The sequence below is a fragment of the Flavobacterium sp. KACC 22761 genome (assembly GCF_034058155.1).
Lineage (GTDB): Bacteria > Bacteroidota > Bacteroidia > Flavobacteriales > Flavobacteriaceae > Flavobacterium.
The window spans coordinates 915,596-935,135 of record NZ_CP139148.1 but is presented as its reverse complement, the minus strand read 5'-3'; the positions used below and the strand labels follow the sequence as shown (position 1 = coordinate 935,135).

The following is a 19,540-nucleotide window of genomic DNA, read 5'->3' as shown; positions in this document are numbered from 1 at the left end:
ACTATCCTAATATTACTTTAAACTTTTTTCTGTTCCTGCTAAAATTTAACATTATAACATATGTTTACTATAGTGTTATATAATTGTAATTCTTGAATGTTTTGATTCCCGTTTGTAAGGTTTATCTTTAGTAATCCGTTTGGGGTTTGCAAAACGGAACCAAGACCAACGCCAATTAACTTTTTAGTTTTGTTTGGGTCAATGGTAGATGTCAAGTCTTGGTAAATGCCGTAATCAGTGATGGTATGGATGTAAATGTTTTTTGAAAACTTATATCGATATTCCGTCAGAATTAAAAAATTGAAGTTGCATTGCAGGCTGTTTTCTAAAAAACCTCTTATTGAATTCATACCGCCAAAACGGTATAATTCGTTCGAAATGTAATTTTTACTAGACAGATAAAAATTTTGTGAATTTATGTTAATGAAATTCTTGTCGTTTATTTCGAAATTATAAGATGCGTTTAGGTTGGTGTAAAATTGTTTGCTTGACCCTGCTGTTTCAGGATTATTGTTTGTGTTTCTTTTTCCGTAGCCGACAATCCAGTTGACTAATGCCTTTCTTGGGACAAGATTGTTTTTGTGGTCTATTTTCTTATAATCAAAACTTGATGTGAAATAAGAATTTTTGAAATCACTAATAAGTGAATTGTTTGCATTTTGAATATCGCTAGACTCGGTTGACTGATATCCGGCATAAATTCTGGAATTGTAATTTATGTAATAGCCAAGGTCAATTGCGGTTTTTGTGTTTTGAAAGGTGCTGTCTTGTTTGAATATGTTTAATTGAGCCTTTATTCCTAATGAAGATTGAAATATATATGGAATTTCAATTTTTGTATTAAAGGTTTTTTGTTGATTCCCATCGCTTTTCCAATATAAAGAAAATTGCTCACCAGCATGAAGCGTGTTTAAAAGTGAAATATCAATATATCCGTTTATATTCATTTTTTCATCTTTATCATTAGAAAATCCGATATATCCGTCAAAAGTATTTGCTTTCCTTTTTTCAATGTAAGTATAGATTTTGGTTGAATCGGTCGTGAATAGTATTTCCGGGTATTTTGTTTGTGAGACAAATTCGTAGCTGTTGATTTCTTCGTAGAGTTGTTGCGTGGTTTCTTGGTTGAATGTTTTGTTTAGGTATTTTTTGTTGAGTTGCTTTAGGTGGCCCTTCGGGAAAAAGTCTTTTTCTTTTGCATCGGCATAATTAAGGATGATGGAATTTATAGTGCGTTTTTTTTCTGATTTAAAATTTAAATCAGCATAAATTATGGAATTCTTTTTTTTGATGTTTACCAATTTGATCTTGCTTAAAGCAAAACCTTTCTTTTCGGCGTCAATTATTTTTTGGTTCAAATAATTTTCGACTTCATTATAAGGAAGAATAATAGTGTCGTTTTTTGTTTTTTCAGAATAAAAAAAAGAATTATTTATACCTATATATATATGTATAGATTTTGTTTGCTGTTTTAGTTGGATTTCTGAGCTGTAAGTACTGTCGTTTATTTGGGTTGTATTTTGAATGTTGTTTTCTAAATATCCAATTTTTGATAATTTTTCAGAAGTCAATTTTATTTCGTCAAATATTGATTTTGCATTAATGTGATTGGGTTTGTAGGTCAATGAGTCAATTATTTTATTTTCAGATTTGTTTGTTCCTTTGATTGTTAAATGAAAATTTTGCGCATAGGAGGAGAGGCTTATCAAGCAAAGAAGGAATATTTGGGAAAGAGGTTTCAAAAGCTGGTTTTTCATTTGTTAAAAGTATTGCAAATATCTATTCTTTGTTTGTAAAATCATAAGCTTAAATAATGTTATTGAAAATTAATGATTTAACGTTTGTATAGTGAAAAATATTTTATACATTTGCAACCCCGTAAAAAGCGGGAATTTAATAAACATAATAATTTTTAGTATTAATTATGCCAACAATTCAACAATTAGTAAGAACAGGAAGAACTCAGATCACTAAGAAGAGTAAATCGGTTGCTTTAGATTCTTGTCCTCAAAGAAGAGGGGTTTGTACGCGTGTTTACACTACTACACCAAAAAAACCAAACTCTGCAATGCGTAAAGTTGCGCGTGTACGTTTGACAAATGGTAATGAGGTGAATGCTTACATCCCAGGAGAAGGACACAATCTACAAGAGCACTCGATAGTATTAGTGCGAGGTGGAAGGGTAAAAGATTTACCAGGTGTTAGATATCATATCGTTCGTGGAGCGCTTGATACGTCAGGTGTTGCAGGAAGAACGCAAAGAAGATCTAAGTACGGTGCTAAACGCCCAAAAGAAGCAAAAAAGTAATTTAAAAACTTTTAAGAAAAAGACATGAGAAAAAGAGCGGCAAAGAAAAGACCACTTTTACCGGATCCAAGGTTTAACGACCAATTAGTAACACGTTTTGTGAACAACTTAATGTGGGATGGTAAGAAATCTACAGCTTTTAAAGTATTTTATGATGCTATTGACATCATCGAGACTAAAAAGCAAAATGATGAGAAAACTTCATTAGAGATCTGGAAAGATGCTTTAACAAACGTTATGCCTCACGTAGAAGTACGTAGCCGTAGAGTTGGTGGAGCTACATTCCAAATCCCAATGCAAATTCGTCCAGACAGAAAAATTTCTATGGCAATGAAGTGGTTAATACTTTATTCAAGAAGAAGAAATGAAAAATCTATGGCACAGCGTTTAGCTTCTGAGTGTTTAGCAGCTGCTAAAGAAGAAGGTGCTGCAGTTAAGAAAAGAATGGATACTCACAAAATGGCAGAAGCTAACAAAGCATTCTCTCACTTTAGATTTTAATTCGTAAAGAAATGGCTAGAGATTTAAAATATACAAGAAATATCGGAATCGCTGCTCACATTGATGCTGGTAAAACAACAACAACTGAGCGTATTCTTTTTTATACTGGAAAGTCACACAAAATTGGTGAGGTGCACGATGGTGCTGCGACAATGGACTGGATGGCTCAAGAGCAGGAAAGAGGTATCACAATTACTTCTGCTGCTACAACTTGTACTTGGAACTTCCCAACTGTACAAGGTAAAGTTATTCCAGAATCATTACCTTACCACTTTAATATTATTGATACTCCTGGACACGTTGACTTTACTGTAGAGGTAAACCGTTCTTTACGTGTACTTGATGGTTTGGTTTTCTTATTTAGTGCTGTTGATGGTGTTGAGCCTCAATCAGAAACTAACTGGAGACTTGCTGATCAATATAGAGTTCCTCGTATGGGATTCGTAAATAAAATGGACCGTCAAGGTGCTAACTTTTTAGCTGTGTGCGGACAGGTTAAAGATATGTTGAAATCGAATGCGGTTGCAATTACTTTGCCTATTGGTGATGAAGCAGATTTCAAAGGTATTGTTGACTTAGTGAAAAATCAAGCTATCGTATGGCATGATGAAACTCAAGGAGCTACTTTTGACGTTGTGGATATCCCAGCTGATATGGTTGATGATGTTAAGCACTACCGTTCTATTCTTATCGAAGAGATTGCGACTTATGACGAAAATCTTTTAGATAAGTATATGGAAGATGAAAATTCTATTACTGAAGAAGAAATCAATAATGCTTTAAGAGCTGCTACTATTGATATGGCAATCATTCCTATGCTTGCTGGTTCTTCTTTCAAAAACAAAGGTGTTCAATTTATGTTGGATGCAGTTTGTAAATATTTGCCATCTCCATTAGATAAAGAAGGTATTGAAGGAATTCACCCTGATGATGCTGAATTATTAGAAGAAGATCAAACTAAAATTATCCGTAGACCAGATGTAAAAGAGCCATTCGCTGCTTTAGCATTTAAAATTGCTACTGACCCATTCGTAGGTCGTTTAGCTTTCTTCCGTGCTTACTCTGGACGTTTGGATGCTGGTTCTTATGTTTTAAATACTCGTTCTGGTAACAAAGAGAGAATCTCTCGTATTTACCAAATGCATGCTAACAAACAAAATCCAATCGAATTTATTGAGGCTGGAGATATTGGAGCTGCTGTAGGATTTAAAGATATCAAAACTGGAGATACTTTGTCTGACGAGAAGCACCCAATTATCTTGGAATCTATGAAGTTCCCAGAGCCGGTAATTGGTATCGCTATCGAGCCTAAAACTAAAGCTGACGTTGATAAAATGGGTATGGCTTTGGCTAAATTAGCTGAAGAGGATCCAACATTTACGGTAAGAACTGACGAGGCTTCAGGTCAAACTATTATTTCTGGTATGGGTGAGCTTCACTTGGATATCTTAGTTGATCGTATGAAACGTGAGTTTAAAGTAGAGGTTAACCAAGGTGAGCCACAAGTAGAGTACAAAGAGGCGTTTACTAAATCTGCTCAACATAGAGAAACTTACAAAAAACAATCTGGAGGTCGTGGTAAATTCGGTGATATCGTATTTAGAATCGAGCCTGCTGATGAAGTTGATGGTAAAGTTCCGGTTGGATTACAGTTCGTAAATGAGGTAAAAGGTGGTAACGTTCCTAAAGAATATATCCCTGCTGTTGAAAAAGGTTTCCGTGAGGCTATGAAAACAGGTCCGTTAGCTGGATACGCTGTTGATAGTTTGAAAGTAACTTTATTAGACGGATCTTTCCACCCTGTGGATTCTGATGCTCTTTCTTTTGAATTAGCTGCTAGAATGGGTTATAAAGAGTCTGGACGTGCTGCTGGAGCTGTTATTCTTGAGCCAATCATGAAAATCGAAGTTATTACTCCTGAAGAAAACATGGGTGATATCGTAGGTGACTTGAATCGTCGTAGAGGTCAAGTAAATGACATGGGTGACAGAAATGGTGCTAAGACTATCAAAGCTGATGTGCCTTTATCAGAAATGTTTGGTTATGTAACTACATTAAGAACATTATCTTCTGGTAGAGCTACTTCAACAATGGAGTTCTCTCACTATGCAGAAACACCTTCTAATATTTCAGAAGAGGTAATCAAAAAAGCAAAAGGTAACGCTTAATTTTAAGAAAATGAGTCAAAAAATCAGAATAAAACTAAAATCTTACGATCACATGTTGGTAGATAAATCTGCTGAAAAGATCGTAAAAACAGTAAAAACTACTGGAGCAGTTGTAACAGGTCCAATTCCGTTGCCAACTCACAAAAAACTTTTCACTGTATTGCGTTCTCCGCACGTTAACAAAAAAGCGAGAGAGCAATTTGAAGTAATGTCATACAAGAGATTGATTGATATTTATTCATCTTCATCTAAAACTATTGATGCTTTAATGAAACTTGAATTGCCAAGTGGTGTTGAAGTAGAGATAAAAGTATAATTTTTTTTTATTTTTTTATATAAAAAGCGAGTCAGAAATGTCTCGCTTTTTTTTGTTTGCGGAAATGTTATTTGTTGTATGTTTTTGCGTGATTTTGAGTTTGAATTTTTTTTGTAAATTTCTATAAAAGCCTTTGTTTTAAAGTGATGCGAGACTTTTTTATTGTGATTTTATTAATTAATTGTTAAGCGTCGTTTGTTTATAAAGAGAAAAAATAAGGTTAAAATTTGGAATAAAGAGAGTTGTTTTTGATGCCGGTTTTGAGCTTGGATTTTGATTATGAGCGATTTAATTTCTGTAACTGTTTGGTATATTCAATTTTAATAACTACTTTTGCACTCCCTGTTTGGAAATTTCTGTTATTTTCAAATTGAAGGGAATTTTAGTAATTAATAATTAATATTTATGTCTGGGTTAATTGGTAAGAAAATCGGCATGACTAGTATTTTCGACGAAAACGGGAAAAACATTCCTTGTACAGTAATCGAAGCTGGTCCATGCGTTGTTACCCAAGTCAGAACCAACGAGGTTGACGGGTATGAAGCGTTGCAACTTGGTTTCGATGACAAAAACGAGAAACATTCTACTAAAGCTGCTTTAGGGCACTTTAAAAAAGCTGGAACTGTTGCTAAGAAAAAAGTCGTTGAATTCCAAGATTTCGCAACTGAACAAAAATTAGGAGATCTTATTGATGTTACAATTTTTGTAGAAGGAGAATTTGTAGACGTACAAGGTGTGTCTAAAGGTAAAGGTTTCCAAGGTGTTGTTAAACGTCACGGTTTTGGTGGTGTTGGACAAGCTACTCATGGTCAGCACAACCGTTTAAGAGCGCCAGGTTCTGTAGGAGCATCTTCTTATCCATCTAGAGTATTCAAAGGAATGCGTATGGCTGGAAGAATGGGAGGAGAAAATGTAAAAGTTCAAAACCTTAGAGTTTTAAAAGTAGTTGCTGAAAAGAACCTACTTGTTGTTAAAGGATGTATTCCAGGACACAAAAACTCTTACGTAATCATTCAGAAGTAATGGAAGTAAAAGTATTAGATTTCAACGGAAAAGATACTGGAAGAAAAGTTCAACTTTCTGATTCAGTATTCGCAATTGAACCAAACAATCACGCAGTATATCTTGATGTTAAGCAATATCTTGCTAATCAAAGACAAGGTACTCACAAAGCTAAAGAAAGAGCTGAAGTAACTGGAAGTACTCGTAAGATTAAAAAACAAAAAGGAACTGGTACTGCTCGTGCAGGAAGTGTTAAGAATCCTTTGTTTAAAGGTGGAGGAACAGTTTTCGGACCAAGACCAAGAAGTTATTCATTCAAATTGAATAAAAACTTGAAGAGATTGGCTAGAAAATCAGCTTTCTCAATTAAAGCAAAAGAGTCAAATATTGTAGTTCTTGAAGACTTTAATTTTGAAGTGCCAAACACTAAAAATTTCATTAACGTTTTGAAAGCTTTAGGGTTAGAGAATAAAAAATCTTTATTTGTATTGGGCGAGTCAAATAAAAATGTATATTTGTCGTCACGTAATTTAAAGGCTTCAAATGTCGTAACTAGCTCAGAATTAAGCACTTACGCAATATTAAACGCTAATAATTTAGTGCTTTTGGAAGGTTCTTTAGAGTTAATTGAAGAAAATTTAAGTAAATAATAGGAATATGAGCATCATTATCAGACCTATAGTAACAGAAAAAGTAACCAAAGAAAGTGAAGTTCTAAACCGCTTCGGATTCGTTGTTGACAAAAAAGCAAACAAAGTTGAGATTAAGAAAGCTGTTGAGGCTGCTTATGGAGTAACTATCGTTTCAGTTAACACAATGAATGTGAGACCAGATAGATCTACTAAATACACTAAAAGTGGTTTAATCAGTGGAAAGACAAATGCATACAAAAAAGCAATTGTTCAAGTACAAGAAGGAGAAACAATTGATTTTTACAACAATATCTAAGATAGAAAAATGTCAGTAAGAAAATTAAAACCTATTACCCCAGGTCAGCGATTTAGAGTTGTGAATGGTTATGACGCCATTACAACTGATAAGCCGGAACGCTCTTTGATAGCGCCGATAAAAAACTCTGGAGGTAGAAATAGTCAAGGAAAGATGACCATGCGTTATACGGGTGGTGGTCACAAGCAGAGATATCGTATTATTGATTTCAAAAGAACTAAAGATGGAATTCCAGCTACAGTGAAATCAATCGAATACGATCCAAATCGTACTGCGTTTATCGCTTTGTTAGCTTATGCTGATGGAGAGAAAACTTATATTATCGCACAAAACGGATTGAAAGTTGGACAGAAATTAGTTTCTGGACCAGAGTCTCAACCAGAAATCGGTAATACATTACCTTTAAGCAGAATTCCTCTTGGAACTGTTATATCTTGTATTGAGTTACGTCCAGGACAAGGAGCAGTAATTGCTCGTTCAGCTGGAACTTTTGCTCAGTTAATGGCAAGAGACGGGAAATATGCAACAATTAAAATGCCATCTGGTGAGACAAGATTGATCTTGTTGACATGTTCGGCTACAATTGGAGCTGTTTCTAATTCTGACCACCAATTAGTTGTATCTGGAAAAGCAGGTAGAACAAGATGGTTAGGAAGAAGACCTAGAACTAGACCAGTAGCGATGAACCCAGTTGATCACCCTATGGGAGGTGGTGAAGGACGTTCTTCTGGAGGGCACCCACGTTCAAGAAAAGGATTGCCAGCTAAAGGTTACAGAACTCGTTCTAAGAAAAACCCGAGTAACAAGTATATCGTAGAACGTAGAAAGAAATAATAAGATATGGCACGTTCATTAAAAAAAGGACCTTTCGTTCATTATAAATTAGACAAGAAAGTTCAAGAAAACGTAGAAAGTGGTAAAAATAGTGTAGTGAAGACTTGGTCTAGAGCTTCTATGATTACACCAGATTTCGTTGGACAAACTATCGCAGTTCATAACGGTCGTCAATTTGTACCAGTTTACGTAACAGAAAACATGGTAGGTCACAAATTAGGAGAGTTTTCGCCAACTAGATCTTTTAGAGGTCATGCTGGAGCAAAAAATAAAGGTAAAAAATAAAAGAAGCAATGGGAGTTCGTAAAAGAGAAACAGCAGATGCGAGAAAAGAGGCTAATAAGTCGATCGCTTTCGCAAAATTGAATAACTGCCCTACTTCACCTAGAAAAATGCGCTTAGTAGCGGACTTGGTAAGAGGTCAGAAGGTAGAAAGAGCACTTAACATTTTAAGATTCAGTTCTAAAGAAGCTTCAAGAAAATTAGAAAAACTATTATTATCTGCAATCAACAACTGGGAGCAAAAAAATAGTGAAGGTAATTTAGAAGAAGCTGGATTATTTGTTAAAGAGATCAGAGTAGATGGTGGAATGATGTTAAAAAGACTTCGTCCAGCTCCACAAGGTCGTGCACACAGAATAAGAAAACGTTCTAATCACGTAACAATCGTGCTTGGAGCTATCAATAACACACAAAGCAATTCTTAAGCAGCATGGGACAAAAGACAAATCCAATTGGAAATAGACTTGGTATCATCAGAGGATGGGACTCAAACTGGTATGGTGGAAATGATTACGGCGATAAATTAGCTGAAGATCACAAAATCAGAAAGTATATCCACGCTCGTTTATCAAAAGCTAGTGTATCTAAAGTAATCATCGAGAGAACTTTGAAACTTGTAACCGTTACTATCACTACTGCTAGACCTGGTATCATTATCGGAAAAGGCGGACAAGAGGTAGACAAGTTGAAAGAAGAACTTAAGAAAGTTACTGACAAAGAGGTTCAAATTAACATCTTTGAAATTAAAAGACCTGAGCTAGATGCTTATCTTGTGGCTACAAGCATCGCTCGTCAAATCGAAAGCCGTATTTCTTACAGACGTGCAATCAAAATGGCTATTGCTGCTTCTATGCGTATGAACGCTGAAGGTATCAAAGTTTTGATTTCTGGTCGTTTGAATGGTGCAGAGATGGCGCGTTCAGAAGGTTTCAAAGAAGGTAGAATTCCTCTATCAACTTTCAGAGCTGACATTGATTATGCTTTGGCTGAAGCTCACACTACTTACGGTAGAATGGGTATCAAAGTATGGATCATGAAAGGTGAAGTTTACGGTAAGAGAGAGCTTTCTCCACTTGCTGGAATGGACAAAAAACAATCTGGTACAGGTGGTGGTAAAGGTGGAGATGCTCCTAGAGGCAAATCTAACTTTAACAAAGGCGGTAAACCAGATGCTCGTAAAAGAAAGTAAATTTTTAAACTAAAGAAAAATGTTACAGCCTAAAAGAACAAAATACCGTAAGGTACAAAAAGGTAAAATGAAAGGTAACTCTCAAAGAGGGCACGAACTTTCAAATGGAATGTTTGGAATTAAATCTGTACATGAAGATGGAATGTTCTTAACTTCTCGCCAAATCGAAGCTGCGCGTATTGCTGCAACTCGTTACATGAAGAGAGAGGGACAATTATGGATCAAAATTTTCCCAGACAAACCTATCACTAAGAAGCCTCTTGAAGTACGTATGGGTAAAGGTAAAGGAGCAGTTGAATATTGGGCTGCTGTTGTTAAACCAGGAAGAATTATGTTTGAAGTTGGAGGGGTTCCATTGTCAGTTGCAAAAGAGGCTTTACGTCTTGCAGCTCAAAAACTTCCAGTAAAAACTAAGTTCGTCGTTGCTAGAGATTTCGAAGCATAATTTATATTTATTATGAAACAATCAGAAATAAAAGATCTTTCTGCAGCGGAGTTGCAAGAAAAGCTTAGTCAAACTAAGAAAGTATATGCTGACCTGAAAATGGCTCACGCTATTTCTCCAATTGCAAACCCACTTCAAATTAGAAGTGTAAGAAGAACAGTTGCTAGATTAGCTACTGAGTTAACTAAAAGAGAGTTACAATAATTGTATTCTGCTGAAAGATGGAAGAAAAAAGAAATTTAAGAAAAGAAAGAATAGGTGTTGTTACTTCAAATAAGATGGATAAATCTATCGTTATTTCTGAAGTAAGAAAAGTAAAACACCCATTATACGGTAAGTTCGTGTTGAAAACAAAAAAATATGTTGCACACGACGAAAAAAACGACTGTAACATTGGAGATACTGTAAGAATTAGCGAAACGCGTCCTTTAAGTAAAACAAAATGTTGGAGATTAGTTGAAATCTTAGAAAGAGCTAAATAATTATGGTACAACAAGAATCAAGACTAAAAGTAGCAGATAACACGGGAGCTAAAGAAGTTTTAACTATTCGTGTTTTAGGAGGTACTAAAAGAAGATATGCCTCTGTTGGTGACAAAATTGTAGTTTCTATCAAAGATGCAACTCCAAACGGAAACGTGAAAAAAGGAGCTGTTTCAACTGCAGTTGTTGTACGTACTAAAAAAGAAGTGAGAAGAGCTGATGGTTCTTATATCCGTTTCGATGACAATGCATGTGTTCTTTTGAACGCTGCAGGGGAAATGAGAGGAACTCGTGTTTTTGGTCCGGTAGCAAGAGAACTTCGTGAAAAACAATTCATGAAAATTGTATCATTAGCACCAGAAGTGCTTTAATTCGTTTTAAGATGATAAAGCTAAAAATAAAATCAGGAGATATCGTAAGAGTTATTGCTGGAGACCATAAAGGTGCTGAAGGTAAAGTTTTACGTGTTTACCGTGAAAAAAACAAAGCGATCGTTGAAGGTGTAAACATGGTTTCTAAACATACTAAACCAAGTGCTAAAAACCCTCAAGGTGGTATCGTTAAGAAAGAAGCTTCTATTCAAATTTCTAACATTGCTTTAATTGATCCTAAAACTAAGGAGACAACTAGAGTAGGTATTAGAGTAGAAGGAGATAAGAAAGTAAGATTTTCAAAAAAATCTAATCAAGTACTATAGTAATGGCATATACACCTAGACTAAAAGAAGAATATAAGAGTAGAGTAATCGCTGCTCTTAAAGAAGAGTTCGGATATACAAACGTGATGCAAGTTCCTAAACTTGAAAAAATCGTTTTGAGCCGTGGAGTTGGTGCAGCTGTATCTGATAAAAAACTTATTGACTATGCAGTTGATGAGTTAACAAAGATCACTGGACAAAAAGCAGTTTCTACAATCTCTAAAAAAGACGTTGCGTCTTTCAAATTGAGAAAAGGAATGCCTATTGGAGCAAAAGTTACTTTACGTGGAGAAAGAATGTATGAGTTTTTAGATAGACTTATTACTTCTGCTTTGCCACGTGTTAGAGATTTTGGTGGTATTAAAGCTACTGGATTCGACGGAAGAGGTAACTACAATCTTGGAGTTTTAGAGCAAATCATTTTCCCAGAAATTGATATTGACAAAGTAAACAAAATTTCAGGAATGGATATTACTTTTGTTACTACTGCAAAAACAGACAAGGAAGCAAAGTCATTATTGGCTGAATTAGGATTACCTTTTAAAAAGAATTAAGACATGGCTAAAGAATCAATGAAAGCCCGCGAGGTTAAAAGAGAGAAAACGGTAGCTAAGTATGCTGAGAAGAGAAAAGCTTTATTAGAAGCTGGAGACTACGAAGGTTTACAAAAATTACCTAAAAATGCTTCACCAGTTCGTTTACACAATCGTTGTAAATTAACAGGTAGACCTAGAGGTTACATCCGTCAATTCGGTATTTCACGTGTAACTTTCCGTGAAATGGCTAACAATGGATTAATTCCTGGTGTGAAAAAAGCATCTTGGTAATCTGGCAATAAGTTATTACTTTTGCAAACCAAAAAATAATTTTTAATTGATTAAAGGTTCGGGAGATGAGTATCTCCCGAAAACCATAATCGCAATCAAATACATATGTATACAGATCCTATTGCAGATTATTTGACTAGAGTTCGTAACGCTGTGGCTGCAAACCACAAAGTTGTTGAAATTCCAGCATCTAATCTTAAAAAAGAGATAACTAAGATCTTATTTGATCAAGGTTACATCTTAAGTTACAAATTTGAGCAGAACACAGTTCAAGGTTCTATCAAAATTGCTTTAAAGTATGATAAAGATACTAAAGAGCCTGTAATCAAAGATATCCAAAGAATTAGTAAACCTGGTTTACGTAAGTATGCAGGTGCTGCAAAATTACCAAGAATCCTTAACGGGTTAGGAATTGCTATTGTTTCTACATCAAAAGGTTTGATGACAGGAAAACAAGCTAAGCAATTGAATGTAGGTGGTGAAGTAATTTGTTACGTATACTAATTTTAAACACTAGATAAGATGTCAAGAATAGGTAAAAGCCCAATTGTAATCCCTGCTGGTGTAACTGTAGAAGTTAAAGACGGTATCATTACAGTAAAAGGAAAAAAAGGTCAACTAGTACAAGAGTTTTCGGACGTAAATGTAACTGTTGAAGGCGATCAAGTTTTAGTAGAAAGATCGTCTGATCATAAAGACCATAGAGCAAAACACGGATTATTCAGATCTTTGATCAACAATATGATTGTGGGTGTATCAGAAGGTTTTACAAAAGAACTAGAATTAGTTGGAGTTGGTTATAGAGCTTCAAACCAAGGACAAAAATTAGATTTAGCTCTTGGATATTCTCACAATATTGTTTTAGAAATTGCTCCAGAAGTATCTTTAGAAACAATATCTGAAAAAGGTAAGAACCCTATCGTAAAATTAACATCATTTGATAAACAACTTTTAGGTCAAGTTGCTGCGAAAATCAGAGGTTTCCGTAAGCCAGAGCCATATAAAGGTAAAGGTGTTAAATTTGTGGGTGAAGTATTAAGAAGAAAAGCAGGTAAATCAGCTTAAAATATAAGATTATGTCATTAACAAAATCTGAAAGAAGACAGAGAATTAAATTCAGAATTAGAAAATCGGTTAGTGGTACTGCTGCAAGACCTAGACTTTCTGTTTTTAGAAGTAACAAAGAAATTTACGCTCAAATTATTGATGATGTGAATGGAGTTACTATATTAGCTGCATCTTCAAGAGAAAAAGAAATAGGAAACGGTACTAACGTTGAAATCGCTGCGGCTGTTGGAAAATTAGTTGCAGAGAAAGCGTTAAAAGCTGGGATAGATACTATCACTTTCGATAGAGGTGGATATTTATATCACGGTCGTATTAAATCATTAGCAGAAGGCGCAAGAGCCGCTGGACTTAAATTCTAATATATTATGTCTAAATACAAAAATGTAGAATTGGTAAAACCTAGTGGTCTTGAACTTAAAGATCGTCTAGTTAGTGTAAATCGTGTTACTAAAGTTACAAAAGGAGGTAGAGCTTTCGGTTTTTCTGCTATTGTAGTTGTAGGTGATGAAAATGGAGTAGTTGGTCACGGATTAGGAAAATCTAAAGACGTTTCTGAAGCAATTGCGAAAGCAGTAGAAGATGCTAAGAAAAACTTAGTTAGAATTCCTTTGAATGGTCAATCTGTTCCTCACGAACAAAAAGGTAAATTTGGTGGTGCACGTGTATTCTTAATTCCTGCTTCTCATGGTACAGGAGTTATTGCTGGTGGAGCTGTTCGTTCAGTTCTTGAATCAGTAGGTATTCACGACGTATTGTCTAAATCTCAAGGATCATCAAATCCTCACAACGTAGTGAAAGCAACTTTTGATGCTTTATTACAAATGAGAAGCGCGCACACTGTTGCAAAACAAAGAGGTGTTTCTTTAGAAAAAGTTTTTAAAGGTTAATTCAAGGAAATTATGGCTAAATTATTAGTAAAACAAGTAAGAAGCAAAATCAACTGCCCTCTTTCTCAAAAGAGAGGTTTGGAGGCTTTAGGTCTACGTAAAATTGGACAAGTTGTGGAGCATGATTCAAATCCTGCTATCCTTGGTATGATAAACAAAGTTAAACACTTAGTTTCTGTAGAAGAAGCTAAATAACAAATACTGTTATGAATTTAAGTAACTTACAACCTGCTGAAGGATCAACGCACAATCAAAATAAAAGATTAGGTAGAGGAGAAGGTTCTGGAAAAGGTGGCACTGCTGCAAGAGGTCACAAAGGAGCAAAATCTCGTTCTGGTTACTCTAAAAAGATTGGTTTTGAAGGAGGGCAAATGCCACTTCAAAGACGTGTACCTAAGTTTGGTTTCACAAACATCAATCGTAAAGAATACGAAGGTGTTAATTTAGATACGCTTCAATTATTAGTAGACAAAGGTGTGATTACTGATTCTGTTTCAATGACAGATTTCGTAGCAAACCGTCTAGCTTCTAAAAATGAAATCGTTAAGATTTTAGGAAGAGGAGAATTGAAAGCAAAATTAAAAGTAACTGCTCACAAATTTACTGCTACTGCAAAAGCTGCTATCGAAGCTGCTGGTGGAGAGGCTGTAACAATATAATTTTTCTATTGTATGAAGAAATTTATTGAATCAATTAGCAATGTTTGGAAAATCGAAGAACTAAAGAATAGAATTCTAATTACTTTAGGATTACTTTTAGTATATCGTTTTGGAGCACACGTTACCCTTCCTGGAGTTGATGCAACTCAATTAACAGGTTTAGCGGGACAAACTAAACAAGGTTTAGGATCTGTCCTAGACATGTTTACAGGAGGTGCTTTCTCTAAAGCTTCAGTTTTTGCTTTAGGTATTATGCCTTATATTTCTGCATCTATTGTTGTTCAGTTAATGGGAATTGCTATTCCTTATTTGCAAAAACTTCAAAACGATGGAGAGAGTGGTAGAAAAAAGATTAATCAAATTACACGTTGGTTAACTATTGCTATTACATTGGTTCAAGGTCCAACTTATATCTACAATTTATACAGAACATTGCCTGGTAGTGCTTTTCTACTAGGCTTTAACTCACCTGAGTTTTTATTCTCTTCTGTAATCATTTTAGTTACTGGTACAATTTTTGCTATGTGGCTAGGTGAAAAAATTACTGATAAAGGTATTGGAAATGGAATTTCATTATTAATTATGGTTGGTATCTTAGCTCGTTTACCGCAAGCTTTTATTCAAGAGTTTACTACGAGAGTTACCAATAACAATGGAGGGCCAATGTTGTTAGTTATTGAAATTATTTTGTGGTTATTAGTAATTATTTCTTGTGTATTGCTTACAATGGCAGTACGTAGAATCCCAGTTCAGTATGCGCGTCGTACAACAACTGGAGATTATGAGCAAGATTTAGCAGGTGGAAATAGACAATGGATTCCTTTAAAGCTGAATGCTGCTGGGGTTATGCCAATTATTTTTGCTCAGGCAATTATGTTTATCCCTGCAGCTATCGCTGGGTTGTCTCAGTCAGAAACATCACAATCTATTCTTGTGGCATTTAAAGATATGTTTGGTTTATGGTATAATTTGTTATTCGCAACTTTAATTATTGTGTTTACATTCTTTTATACTGCGATCACGGTGCCAACTAACAAGATGGCTGACGATTTAAAAAGAAGTGGTGGTTTTATTCCTGGGGTTCGCCCTGGTGCTGAAACTTCAGACTTCCTAGATAAAGTGATGTCTTTAATAACTTTTCCAGGTTCTTTATTCCTTGCTTTGATTGCTGTGTTCCCAGCTATTGTGGTAAGTGTTATTGGTGTAACTGATGCTTGGGCAATGTTTTTTGGAGGTACCTCATTAATAATTATGGTTGGAGTTGCAATAGATACCATTCAACAAATCAATTCATACTTGTTAAACAAACATTATGATGGTTTAATGAAGACTGGTAAAAATAGAAAAGCAGTAGCTTAATATATTTATGGCAAAACAATCAGCAATAGAACAAGACGGATCAATCATTGAAGCATTATCAAATGCGATGTTCCGTGTAGAGTTAGAAAATGGACACGTTGTAATTGCTCATATTTCTGGTAAAATGCGTATGCATTACATCAAATTATTACCTGGTGATAAAGTGAAATTAGAAATGAGCCCTTATGATTTGTCAAAAGCAAGAATTACTTATCGATATTAAAAGATAATTACTATGAAAGTTAGAGCATCAGTAAAAAAGAGAAGTGCCGAGTGCATTATCGTGCGTAGAAAAGGGAGACTGTACGTTATAAACAAAAAGAATCCTAGATTTAAACAAAGACAAGGATAATTATGGCAAGAATAGCAGGGGTAGATATCCCAAAAAACAAAAGAGGTGTTATTGCACTTACCTACATCTTCGGATTAGGAAAAAGTAGAGCTATTGAGATTTTAGAGAAAGCTCAAGTAAGCCAAGATAAAAAAGTTCAAGATTGGAATGATGATGAGATCGGAGCAATTCGTGATGCTGTTTCATTTTACAAAATTGAAGGAGAATTACGTTCTGAAATTTCTTTAAACATTAAACGTTTAATGGATATTGGATGTTACAGAGGTATTCGTCATAGATCTGGTCTTCCTTTAAGAGGGCAAAGAACTAAAAACAACTCAAGAACAAGAAAAGGTAAAAGAAAAACTGTTGCTAACAAGAAAAAAGCAACTAAATAATAAGTAATATGGCTAAAGCAACTGCAAAAAAACGTAAAGTTATCGTTGAATCAACGGGTGAGGCTCATATTTCTGCCACTTTTAATAACATTATTATTTCTTTGACTAATAAGAAAGGTGAAGTTATCTCTTGGTCTTCAGCTGGTAAAATGGGTTTCAGAGGTTCTAAAAAGAACACTCCGTATGCAGCTCAAATGGCAGCAGAAGATTGCGCTAAAGTAGCACTTGAGGCAGGACTTAAAAAAGTGAAAGTTTATGTAAAAGGACCAGGTAACGGACGTGAGTCTGCTATCCGTTCTATTCATAACGGTGGAATTGAAGTTACTGAAATTATCGATGTTACTCCAATGCCACACAACGGATGTCGTCCTCCAAAAAGACGTAGAGTTTAATTTTTTATTTTTATAGTATAAACAAGGTAGAACATAGATTATCGAAGGATTAGACCTGAATTCATAATTTCTACCTTAAAATTTTTTTTAAAATGGCAAGATATACTGGTCCTAAAACCAAAATCGCTCGTAAATTTGGCGAGGCAATCTTCGGAGATGATAGATCTTTCGAAAAAAGAAATTACCCACCTGGACAACACGGGATGGCTAAAAAAAGAGGAAAAAAATCTGAGTACGCTGTTCAGTTAATGGAAAAGCAAAAAGCTAAATATTCTTACGGAATTTTAGAAAAACAATTCAGAAATTTATTCGAAAAAGCATCAGCTACTAAAGGAGTTACTGGTGAAGTTTTATTACAATTATGCGAAGCAAGATTAGATAATGTTGTTTTTAGAATGGGAATTGCTCCATCTAGAAGAGGTGCGCGTCAAATCGTTTCTCACAGACACATTACTGTAAATGGAGAGGTTGTTAATATTCCTTCTTACCACCTTAAGCCTGGTGATAAAGTTGCAGTTCGTGAAAAATCTAAATCTTTAGAAGCTATCGAACGTTCTTTATCAAATTCAAGTCATGTTTATGAATGGATTACTTGGAACAATGATCTTAAAGAAGGAACTTTCGTTTCTGTTCCTGCGAGACTTCAAATTCCAGAAAACATTAAAGAACAATTAATCGTAGAGTTGTACAACAAATAATAATTGACTTAGTCGAAATTTATGGCAATATTTAATTTTCAAAAGCCCGATAAAGTTATCATGATCGATTCAACCGATTTTGAAGGTAAATTTGAGTTTAGACCTTTAGAGCCTGGTTACGGATTGACAGTTGGTAATGCACTTAGAAGAGTTTTGCTTTCAGCGTTAGAAGGTTATGCAATTACATCTGTTCGTATCGAAGGTGTAGATCATGAGTTTTCTACTATTTCAGGTGTTGTTGAAGATGTTACCGAAATTATCCTTAATCTAAAACAAGTACGTTTCAAACGTCAGATTGAAGATATCGATAATGAAGCAGTTACAATTTCTGTTTCTGGTAAAGATCAATTAACAGCAGGTGATTTTCAAAAATTTATTTCAGGTTTCCAAGTTCTAAATCCAGACCTTGTTATCTGTAATTTAGATTCTAAAATCAAATTGAATTTCGATTTAACAATCGAAAAAGGTAGAGGATACGTGCCTGCTGAAGAGAACAAAAAACAGAATGCTGCAATTGGAACGATTTTTACAGATTCTATTTTTACTCCGGTAAAAAATGTAAAATATGCAATCGAAAATTTCCGTGTAGAGCAAAAAACAGATTACGAAAAATTAGTTTTTGAAATCAAAACTGATGGTTCTATCAATCCAAAAGATGCTCTTACTGAAGCTGCTAAAGTTTTAATTCACCATTTCATGTTATTCTCTGATGAAAGAATTACACTTGAGGCTGACGAAATTGCACAAACAGAATCGTATGATGAAGAGTCATTGCATATGAGACAATTGCTTAAAACTAAGCTTGTTGATATGGATTTATCTGTAAGAGCATTAAATTGCTTGAAAGCGGCTGAAGTTGATACACTTGGTGATTTAGTATCGTTCAATAAAAATGACCTAATGAAATTCCGTAATTTCGGTAAAAAATCTTTAACTGAACTTGATGAACTTGTTGCAGTGAAGAATTTGACTTTCGGAATGGATTTAGCTAAATACAAATTAGATAAAGAATAATTTACTTCATATTTTGCTCTCCATACTGGATCGTAGCAAGATGAAGATAAAAAAAACACGTCATGAGACACGGAAAAAAATTCAACCACTTAAGCAGACAGACCGGACATAGAAAAGCTATGTTGGCTAATATGGCTTGTTCTCTTATCGAGCACAAACGTATTAACACTACTGTTGCTAAAGCTAAAGCGCTTAAACAATTTGTTGAGCCTTTAATCACAAAATCAAAAGAAGATACGACTCACAATCGTCGTATTGTTTTTGCTTACTTGCGTAGCAAATATGCTGTAACAGATTTGTTCAGAGATGTAGCTGCTAAAGTTGGAGACCGTCCAGGAGGATACACTCGTATCATTAAAGTTGGAAATCGTTTGGGAGATAACGCTGATATGGCGATGATCGAACTTGTTGACTTCAATGAACTTTACAACGGAGGTAAAAAAGAAGTTAAAAAAGCGAAAAGCCGTCGTGGTGGTAAAGCTAAAAAAGCTGAAACTGTTGCTCCAGAAGCTCCTGCTGCTGAAACAGAAACGACTACTGAAGCTTCTGAATAATTATGAAAGTAATCATTCTATAAAAATCAAGGATAAACTAATTTTTAGTTTATCCTTTTTTTTTGATTTTTTTCAAACTGCAAAAATGTAACTTATTTAAAATGATAGGTTTTATTTTTACGAATGAAAGTTTTAAAAAATCTTGGAAGGGCTATTTTAAAGAAGTAAATTTGCAAAATAT

General features: G+C 34.7%; 33 protein-coding genes. 32 read left to right on the top strand and 1 reads right to left on the bottom strand.

The annotated features are described in order from the left end of the window. Positions 1–38 precede the first annotated feature (38 nt). Positions 39–1,757, bottom strand: a complete 1,719-nt coding sequence (locus tag SCB73_RS04160; RefSeq protein ID WP_320568862.1) for a BamA/TamA family outer membrane protein — start codon at positions 1,755–1,757, stop codon at positions 39–41. Between the two features lie 167 nt (positions 1,758–1,924). Here SCB73_RS04160 and rpsL point away from each other — a divergent pair, with 167 nt between their 5' ends. From rpsL to rplQ, 32 genes are all read left to right on the top strand, one after another. Further along, positions 1,925–2,308, top strand: coding sequence for a 30S ribosomal protein S12 (gene rpsL / locus SCB73_RS04155; protein WP_007136570.1), 384 nt, complete (start codon positions 1,925–1,927; stop codon positions 2,306–2,308). A gap of 24 nt (positions 2,309–2,332) precedes the next feature. Then, positions 2,333–2,809, top strand: a complete 477-nt coding sequence (gene rpsG, locus SCB73_RS04150) for a 30S ribosomal protein S7 (RefSeq protein ID WP_026727879.1) — start codon at positions 2,333–2,335, stop codon at positions 2,807–2,809. An 11-nt stretch (positions 2,810–2,820) separates the two neighbouring features. Continuing rightward, positions 2,821–4,977: an elongation factor G gene (gene fusA, locus SCB73_RS04145; RefSeq protein ID WP_026727878.1), complete on the top strand. Its 2,157-nt coding sequence runs from the start codon at positions 2,821–2,823 to the stop codon at positions 4,975–4,977. A gap of 10 nt (positions 4,978–4,987) precedes the next feature. After that, the gene (rpsJ, locus tag SCB73_RS04140) at positions 4,988–5,293 is read left to right on the top strand and encodes a 30S ribosomal protein S10 (RefSeq protein ID WP_007803605.1); all 306 of its coding nucleotides are present in this window, start codon (positions 4,988–4,990) and stop codon (positions 5,291–5,293) included. Positions 5,294–5,698: 405 nt separating this feature from the next. Continuing rightward, positions 5,699–6,316 (top strand): 50S ribosomal protein L3, encoded by a 618-nt coding sequence (gene rplC / locus SCB73_RS04135; RefSeq protein ID WP_132989110.1) that lies wholly within the window; start codon positions 5,699–5,701, stop codon positions 6,314–6,316. Then, on the top strand, positions 6,316–6,945 hold the full coding sequence (rplD, locus tag SCB73_RS04130) for a 50S ribosomal protein L4 (RefSeq protein WP_132989111.1): 630 nt from the start codon (positions 6,316–6,318) through the stop codon (positions 6,943–6,945). The genes rplC and rplD overlap by 1 nt, the downstream gene beginning before the upstream one ends. A gap of 7 nt (positions 6,946–6,952) precedes the next feature. After that, complete coding sequence (gene rplW / locus SCB73_RS04125; RefSeq protein WP_091496652.1) at positions 6,953–7,243, top strand: 50S ribosomal protein L23; 291 nt, start codon at positions 6,953–6,955, stop codon at positions 7,241–7,243. 9 nt (positions 7,244–7,252) lie between these two features. Next, entirely contained in the window at positions 7,253–8,077 is an 825-nt protein-coding gene (rplB, locus tag SCB73_RS04120) for a 50S ribosomal protein L2 (protein WP_091496650.1), read from the top strand. 6 nt (positions 8,078–8,083) lie between these two features. Further along, positions 8,084–8,362, top strand: coding sequence for a 30S ribosomal protein S19 (gene rpsS / locus SCB73_RS04115; protein ID WP_012022488.1), 279 nt, complete (start codon positions 8,084–8,086; stop codon positions 8,360–8,362). Between the two features lie 8 nt (positions 8,363–8,370). Beyond that, positions 8,371–8,784, top strand: a complete 414-nt coding sequence (gene rplV / locus SCB73_RS04110; protein ID WP_007803631.1) for a 50S ribosomal protein L22 — start codon at positions 8,371–8,373, stop codon at positions 8,782–8,784. A 5-nt stretch (positions 8,785–8,789) separates the two neighbouring features. Next, a complete protein-coding gene (rpsC, locus tag SCB73_RS04105; RefSeq protein ID WP_008464292.1) occupies positions 8,790–9,548 on the top strand; it encodes a 30S ribosomal protein S3 in 759 nt (252 codons plus the stop codon). Positions 9,549–9,567: 19 nt separating this feature from the next. Next, positions 9,568–9,993 carry a 50S ribosomal protein L16 gene (gene rplP / locus SCB73_RS04100; protein ID WP_017495016.1) on the top strand — a complete coding sequence of 142 codons (426 nt, stop codon included), beginning with the start codon at positions 9,568–9,570 and terminating at the stop codon, positions 9,991–9,993. A gap of 12 nt (positions 9,994–10,005) precedes the next feature. Next, a complete protein-coding gene (gene rpmC / locus SCB73_RS04095; protein WP_008464297.1) occupies positions 10,006–10,197 on the top strand; it encodes a 50S ribosomal protein L29 in 192 nt (63 codons plus the stop codon). 17 nt (positions 10,198–10,214) lie between these two features. After that, a complete protein-coding gene (gene rpsQ, locus SCB73_RS04090; RefSeq protein ID WP_008464298.1) occupies positions 10,215–10,475 on the top strand; it encodes a 30S ribosomal protein S17 in 261 nt (86 codons plus the stop codon). A 2-nt stretch (positions 10,476–10,477) separates the two neighbouring features. Next, positions 10,478–10,846 (top strand): 50S ribosomal protein L14, encoded by a 369-nt coding sequence (gene rplN / locus SCB73_RS04085; RefSeq protein ID WP_007803649.1) that lies wholly within the window; start codon positions 10,478–10,480, stop codon positions 10,844–10,846. 11 nt (positions 10,847–10,857) lie between these two features. Beyond that, positions 10,858–11,172: a 50S ribosomal protein L24 gene (rplX, locus tag SCB73_RS04080; protein WP_026727873.1), complete on the top strand. Its 315-nt coding sequence runs from the start codon at positions 10,858–10,860 to the stop codon at positions 11,170–11,172. A gap of 2 nt (positions 11,173–11,174) precedes the next feature. After that, positions 11,175–11,726 carry a 50S ribosomal protein L5 gene (rplE, locus tag SCB73_RS04075; protein WP_073418353.1) on the top strand — a complete coding sequence of 184 codons (552 nt, stop codon included), beginning with the start codon at positions 11,175–11,177 and terminating at the stop codon, positions 11,724–11,726. Between the two features lie 3 nt (positions 11,727–11,729). Beyond that, the gene (rpsN, locus tag SCB73_RS04070; RefSeq protein ID WP_031456037.1) at positions 11,730–11,999 is read left to right on the top strand and encodes a 30S ribosomal protein S14; all 270 of its coding nucleotides are present in this window, start codon (positions 11,730–11,732) and stop codon (positions 11,997–11,999) included. Between the two features lie 105 nt (positions 12,000–12,104). Next, positions 12,105–12,503 (top strand): 30S ribosomal protein S8, encoded by a 399-nt coding sequence (rpsH, locus tag SCB73_RS04065; RefSeq protein ID WP_008464306.1) that lies wholly within the window; start codon positions 12,105–12,107, stop codon positions 12,501–12,503. 18 nt (positions 12,504–12,521) lie between these two features. Then, on the top strand, positions 12,522–13,064 hold the full coding sequence (rplF, locus tag SCB73_RS04060; protein WP_053470829.1) for a 50S ribosomal protein L6: 543 nt from the start codon (positions 12,522–12,524) through the stop codon (positions 13,062–13,064). Between the two features lie 11 nt (positions 13,065–13,075). Beyond that, on the top strand, positions 13,076–13,426 hold the full coding sequence (gene rplR / locus SCB73_RS04055) for a 50S ribosomal protein L18 (RefSeq protein WP_320568861.1): 351 nt from the start codon (positions 13,076–13,078) through the stop codon (positions 13,424–13,426). Positions 13,427–13,429: 3 nt separating this feature from the next. After that, entirely contained in the window at positions 13,430–13,954 is a 525-nt protein-coding gene (gene rpsE / locus SCB73_RS04050) for a 30S ribosomal protein S5 (RefSeq protein WP_085949269.1), read from the top strand. Between the two features lie 12 nt (positions 13,955–13,966). Beyond that, positions 13,967–14,149 carry a 50S ribosomal protein L30 gene (gene rpmD, locus SCB73_RS04045; protein WP_026727870.1) on the top strand — a complete coding sequence of 61 codons (183 nt, stop codon included), beginning with the start codon at positions 13,967–13,969 and terminating at the stop codon, positions 14,147–14,149. An 11-nt stretch (positions 14,150–14,160) separates the two neighbouring features. Next, complete coding sequence (gene rplO / locus SCB73_RS04040) at positions 14,161–14,613, top strand: 50S ribosomal protein L15 (protein ID WP_026727869.1); 453 nt, start codon at positions 14,161–14,163, stop codon at positions 14,611–14,613. Positions 14,614–14,625: 12 nt separating this feature from the next. Beyond that, positions 14,626–15,972, top strand: coding sequence for a preprotein translocase subunit SecY (gene secY / locus SCB73_RS04035; protein ID WP_320568860.1), 1,347 nt, complete (start codon positions 14,626–14,628; stop codon positions 15,970–15,972). A gap of 7 nt (positions 15,973–15,979) precedes the next feature. Next, positions 15,980–16,195 carry a translation initiation factor IF-1 gene (infA, locus tag SCB73_RS04030; RefSeq protein WP_026714631.1) on the top strand — a complete coding sequence of 72 codons (216 nt, stop codon included), beginning with the start codon at positions 15,980–15,982 and terminating at the stop codon, positions 16,193–16,195. Between the two features lie 12 nt (positions 16,196–16,207). Then, positions 16,208–16,324, top strand: coding sequence for a type B 50S ribosomal protein L36 (gene ykgO / locus SCB73_RS04025; protein ID WP_002987490.1), 117 nt, complete (start codon positions 16,208–16,210; stop codon positions 16,322–16,324). A gap of 2 nt (positions 16,325–16,326) precedes the next feature. Next, positions 16,327–16,701, top strand: a complete 375-nt coding sequence (gene rpsM / locus SCB73_RS04020; protein WP_026727867.1) for a 30S ribosomal protein S13 — start codon at positions 16,327–16,329, stop codon at positions 16,699–16,701. An 8-nt stretch (positions 16,702–16,709) separates the two neighbouring features. Continuing rightward, positions 16,710–17,093, top strand: a complete 384-nt coding sequence (rpsK, locus tag SCB73_RS04015) for a 30S ribosomal protein S11 (protein ID WP_026727866.1) — start codon at positions 16,710–16,712, stop codon at positions 17,091–17,093. Positions 17,094–17,185: 92 nt separating this feature from the next. Beyond that, the gene (rpsD, locus tag SCB73_RS04010; RefSeq protein WP_111364450.1) at positions 17,186–17,791 is read left to right on the top strand and encodes a 30S ribosomal protein S4; all 606 of its coding nucleotides are present in this window, start codon (positions 17,186–17,188) and stop codon (positions 17,789–17,791) included. Between the two features lie 21 nt (positions 17,792–17,812). Continuing rightward, positions 17,813–18,805, top strand: coding sequence for a DNA-directed RNA polymerase subunit alpha (locus SCB73_RS04005; RefSeq protein ID WP_026109818.1), 993 nt, complete (start codon positions 17,813–17,815; stop codon positions 18,803–18,805). A 62-nt stretch (positions 18,806–18,867) separates the two neighbouring features. Continuing rightward, positions 18,868–19,359: a 50S ribosomal protein L17 gene (gene rplQ / locus SCB73_RS04000; RefSeq protein ID WP_320568859.1), complete on the top strand. Its 492-nt coding sequence runs from the start codon at positions 18,868–18,870 to the stop codon at positions 19,357–19,359. Positions 19,360–19,540 lie beyond the last annotated feature (181 nt).

Coding starts and splice junctions, on each gene's coding strand:
- fusA (WP_026727878.1), top strand. CDS start 2,821: ATGGCTAGAGATTTAAAATATACAAGAAATATCGGAATCGCTGCTCAC.
- rplD (WP_132989111.1), top strand. CDS start 6,316: ATGGAAGTAAAAGTATTAGATTTCAACGGAAAAGATACTGGAAGAAAA.
- secY (WP_320568860.1), top strand. CDS start 14,626: ATGAAGAAATTTATTGAATCAATTAGCAATGTTTGGAAAATCGAAGAA.
- rpsM (WP_026727867.1), top strand. CDS start 16,327: ATGGCAAGAATAGCAGGGGTAGATATCCCAAAAAACAAAAGAGGTGTT.
- rplC (WP_132989110.1), top strand. CDS start 5,699: ATGTCTGGGTTAATTGGTAAGAAAATCGGCATGACTAGTATTTTCGAC.
- rplX (WP_026727873.1), top strand. CDS start 10,858: ATGATAAAGCTAAAAATAAAATCAGGAGATATCGTAAGAGTTATTGCT.
- rpsN (WP_031456037.1), top strand. CDS start 11,730: ATGGCTAAAGAATCAATGAAAGCCCGCGAGGTTAAAAGAGAGAAAACG.
- rpsQ (WP_008464298.1), top strand. CDS start 10,215: ATGGAAGAAAAAAGAAATTTAAGAAAAGAAAGAATAGGTGTTGTTACT.
- rpsC (WP_008464292.1), top strand. CDS start 8,790: ATGGGACAAAAGACAAATCCAATTGGAAATAGACTTGGTATCATCAGA.
- rpsJ (WP_007803605.1), top strand. CDS start 4,988: ATGAGTCAAAAAATCAGAATAAAACTAAAATCTTACGATCACATGTTG.
- rpsD (WP_111364450.1), top strand. CDS start 17,186: ATGGCAAGATATACTGGTCCTAAAACCAAAATCGCTCGTAAATTTGGC.
- rplR (WP_320568861.1), top strand. CDS start 13,076: ATGTCATTAACAAAATCTGAAAGAAGACAGAGAATTAAATTCAGAATT.
- rpsK (WP_026727866.1), top strand. CDS start 16,710: ATGGCTAAAGCAACTGCAAAAAAACGTAAAGTTATCGTTGAATCAACG.
- rplV (WP_007803631.1), top strand. CDS start 8,371: ATGGGAGTTCGTAAAAGAGAAACAGCAGATGCGAGAAAAGAGGCTAAT.
- infA (WP_026714631.1), top strand. CDS start 15,980: ATGGCAAAACAATCAGCAATAGAACAAGACGGATCAATCATTGAAGCA.
- rplP (WP_017495016.1), top strand. CDS start 9,568: ATGTTACAGCCTAAAAGAACAAAATACCGTAAGGTACAAAAAGGTAAA.
- rpsH (WP_008464306.1), top strand. CDS start 12,105: ATGTATACAGATCCTATTGCAGATTATTTGACTAGAGTTCGTAACGCT.
- rplW (WP_091496652.1), top strand. CDS start 6,953: ATGAGCATCATTATCAGACCTATAGTAACAGAAAAAGTAACCAAAGAA.
- SCB73_RS04160 (WP_320568862.1), bottom strand. CDS start 1,757: ATGAAAAACCAGCTTTTGAAACCTCTTTCCCAAATATTCCTTCTTTGC.
- rpmC (WP_008464297.1), top strand. CDS start 10,006: ATGAAACAATCAGAAATAAAAGATCTTTCTGCAGCGGAGTTGCAAGAA.
- rpmD (WP_026727870.1), top strand. CDS start 13,967: ATGGCTAAATTATTAGTAAAACAAGTAAGAAGCAAAATCAACTGCCCT.
- ykgO (WP_002987490.1), top strand. CDS start 16,208: ATGAAAGTTAGAGCATCAGTAAAAAAGAGAAGTGCCGAGTGCATTATC.
- rplB (WP_091496650.1), top strand. CDS start 7,253: ATGTCAGTAAGAAAATTAAAACCTATTACCCCAGGTCAGCGATTTAGA.
- rplE (WP_073418353.1), top strand. CDS start 11,175: ATGGCATATACACCTAGACTAAAAGAAGAATATAAGAGTAGAGTAATC.
- rpsL (WP_007136570.1), top strand. CDS start 1,925: ATGCCAACAATTCAACAATTAGTAAGAACAGGAAGAACTCAGATCACT.
- rplF (WP_053470829.1), top strand. CDS start 12,522: ATGTCAAGAATAGGTAAAAGCCCAATTGTAATCCCTGCTGGTGTAACT.
- rplN (WP_007803649.1), top strand. CDS start 10,478: ATGGTACAACAAGAATCAAGACTAAAAGTAGCAGATAACACGGGAGCT.
- SCB73_RS04005 (WP_026109818.1), top strand. CDS start 17,813: ATGGCAATATTTAATTTTCAAAAGCCCGATAAAGTTATCATGATCGAT.
- rpsS (WP_012022488.1), top strand. CDS start 8,084: ATGGCACGTTCATTAAAAAAAGGACCTTTCGTTCATTATAAATTAGAC.
- rpsG (WP_026727879.1), top strand. CDS start 2,333: ATGAGAAAAAGAGCGGCAAAGAAAAGACCACTTTTACCGGATCCAAGG.
- rplO (WP_026727869.1), top strand. CDS start 14,161: ATGAATTTAAGTAACTTACAACCTGCTGAAGGATCAACGCACAATCAA.
- rplQ (WP_320568859.1), top strand. CDS start 18,868: ATGAGACACGGAAAAAAATTCAACCACTTAAGCAGACAGACCGGACAT.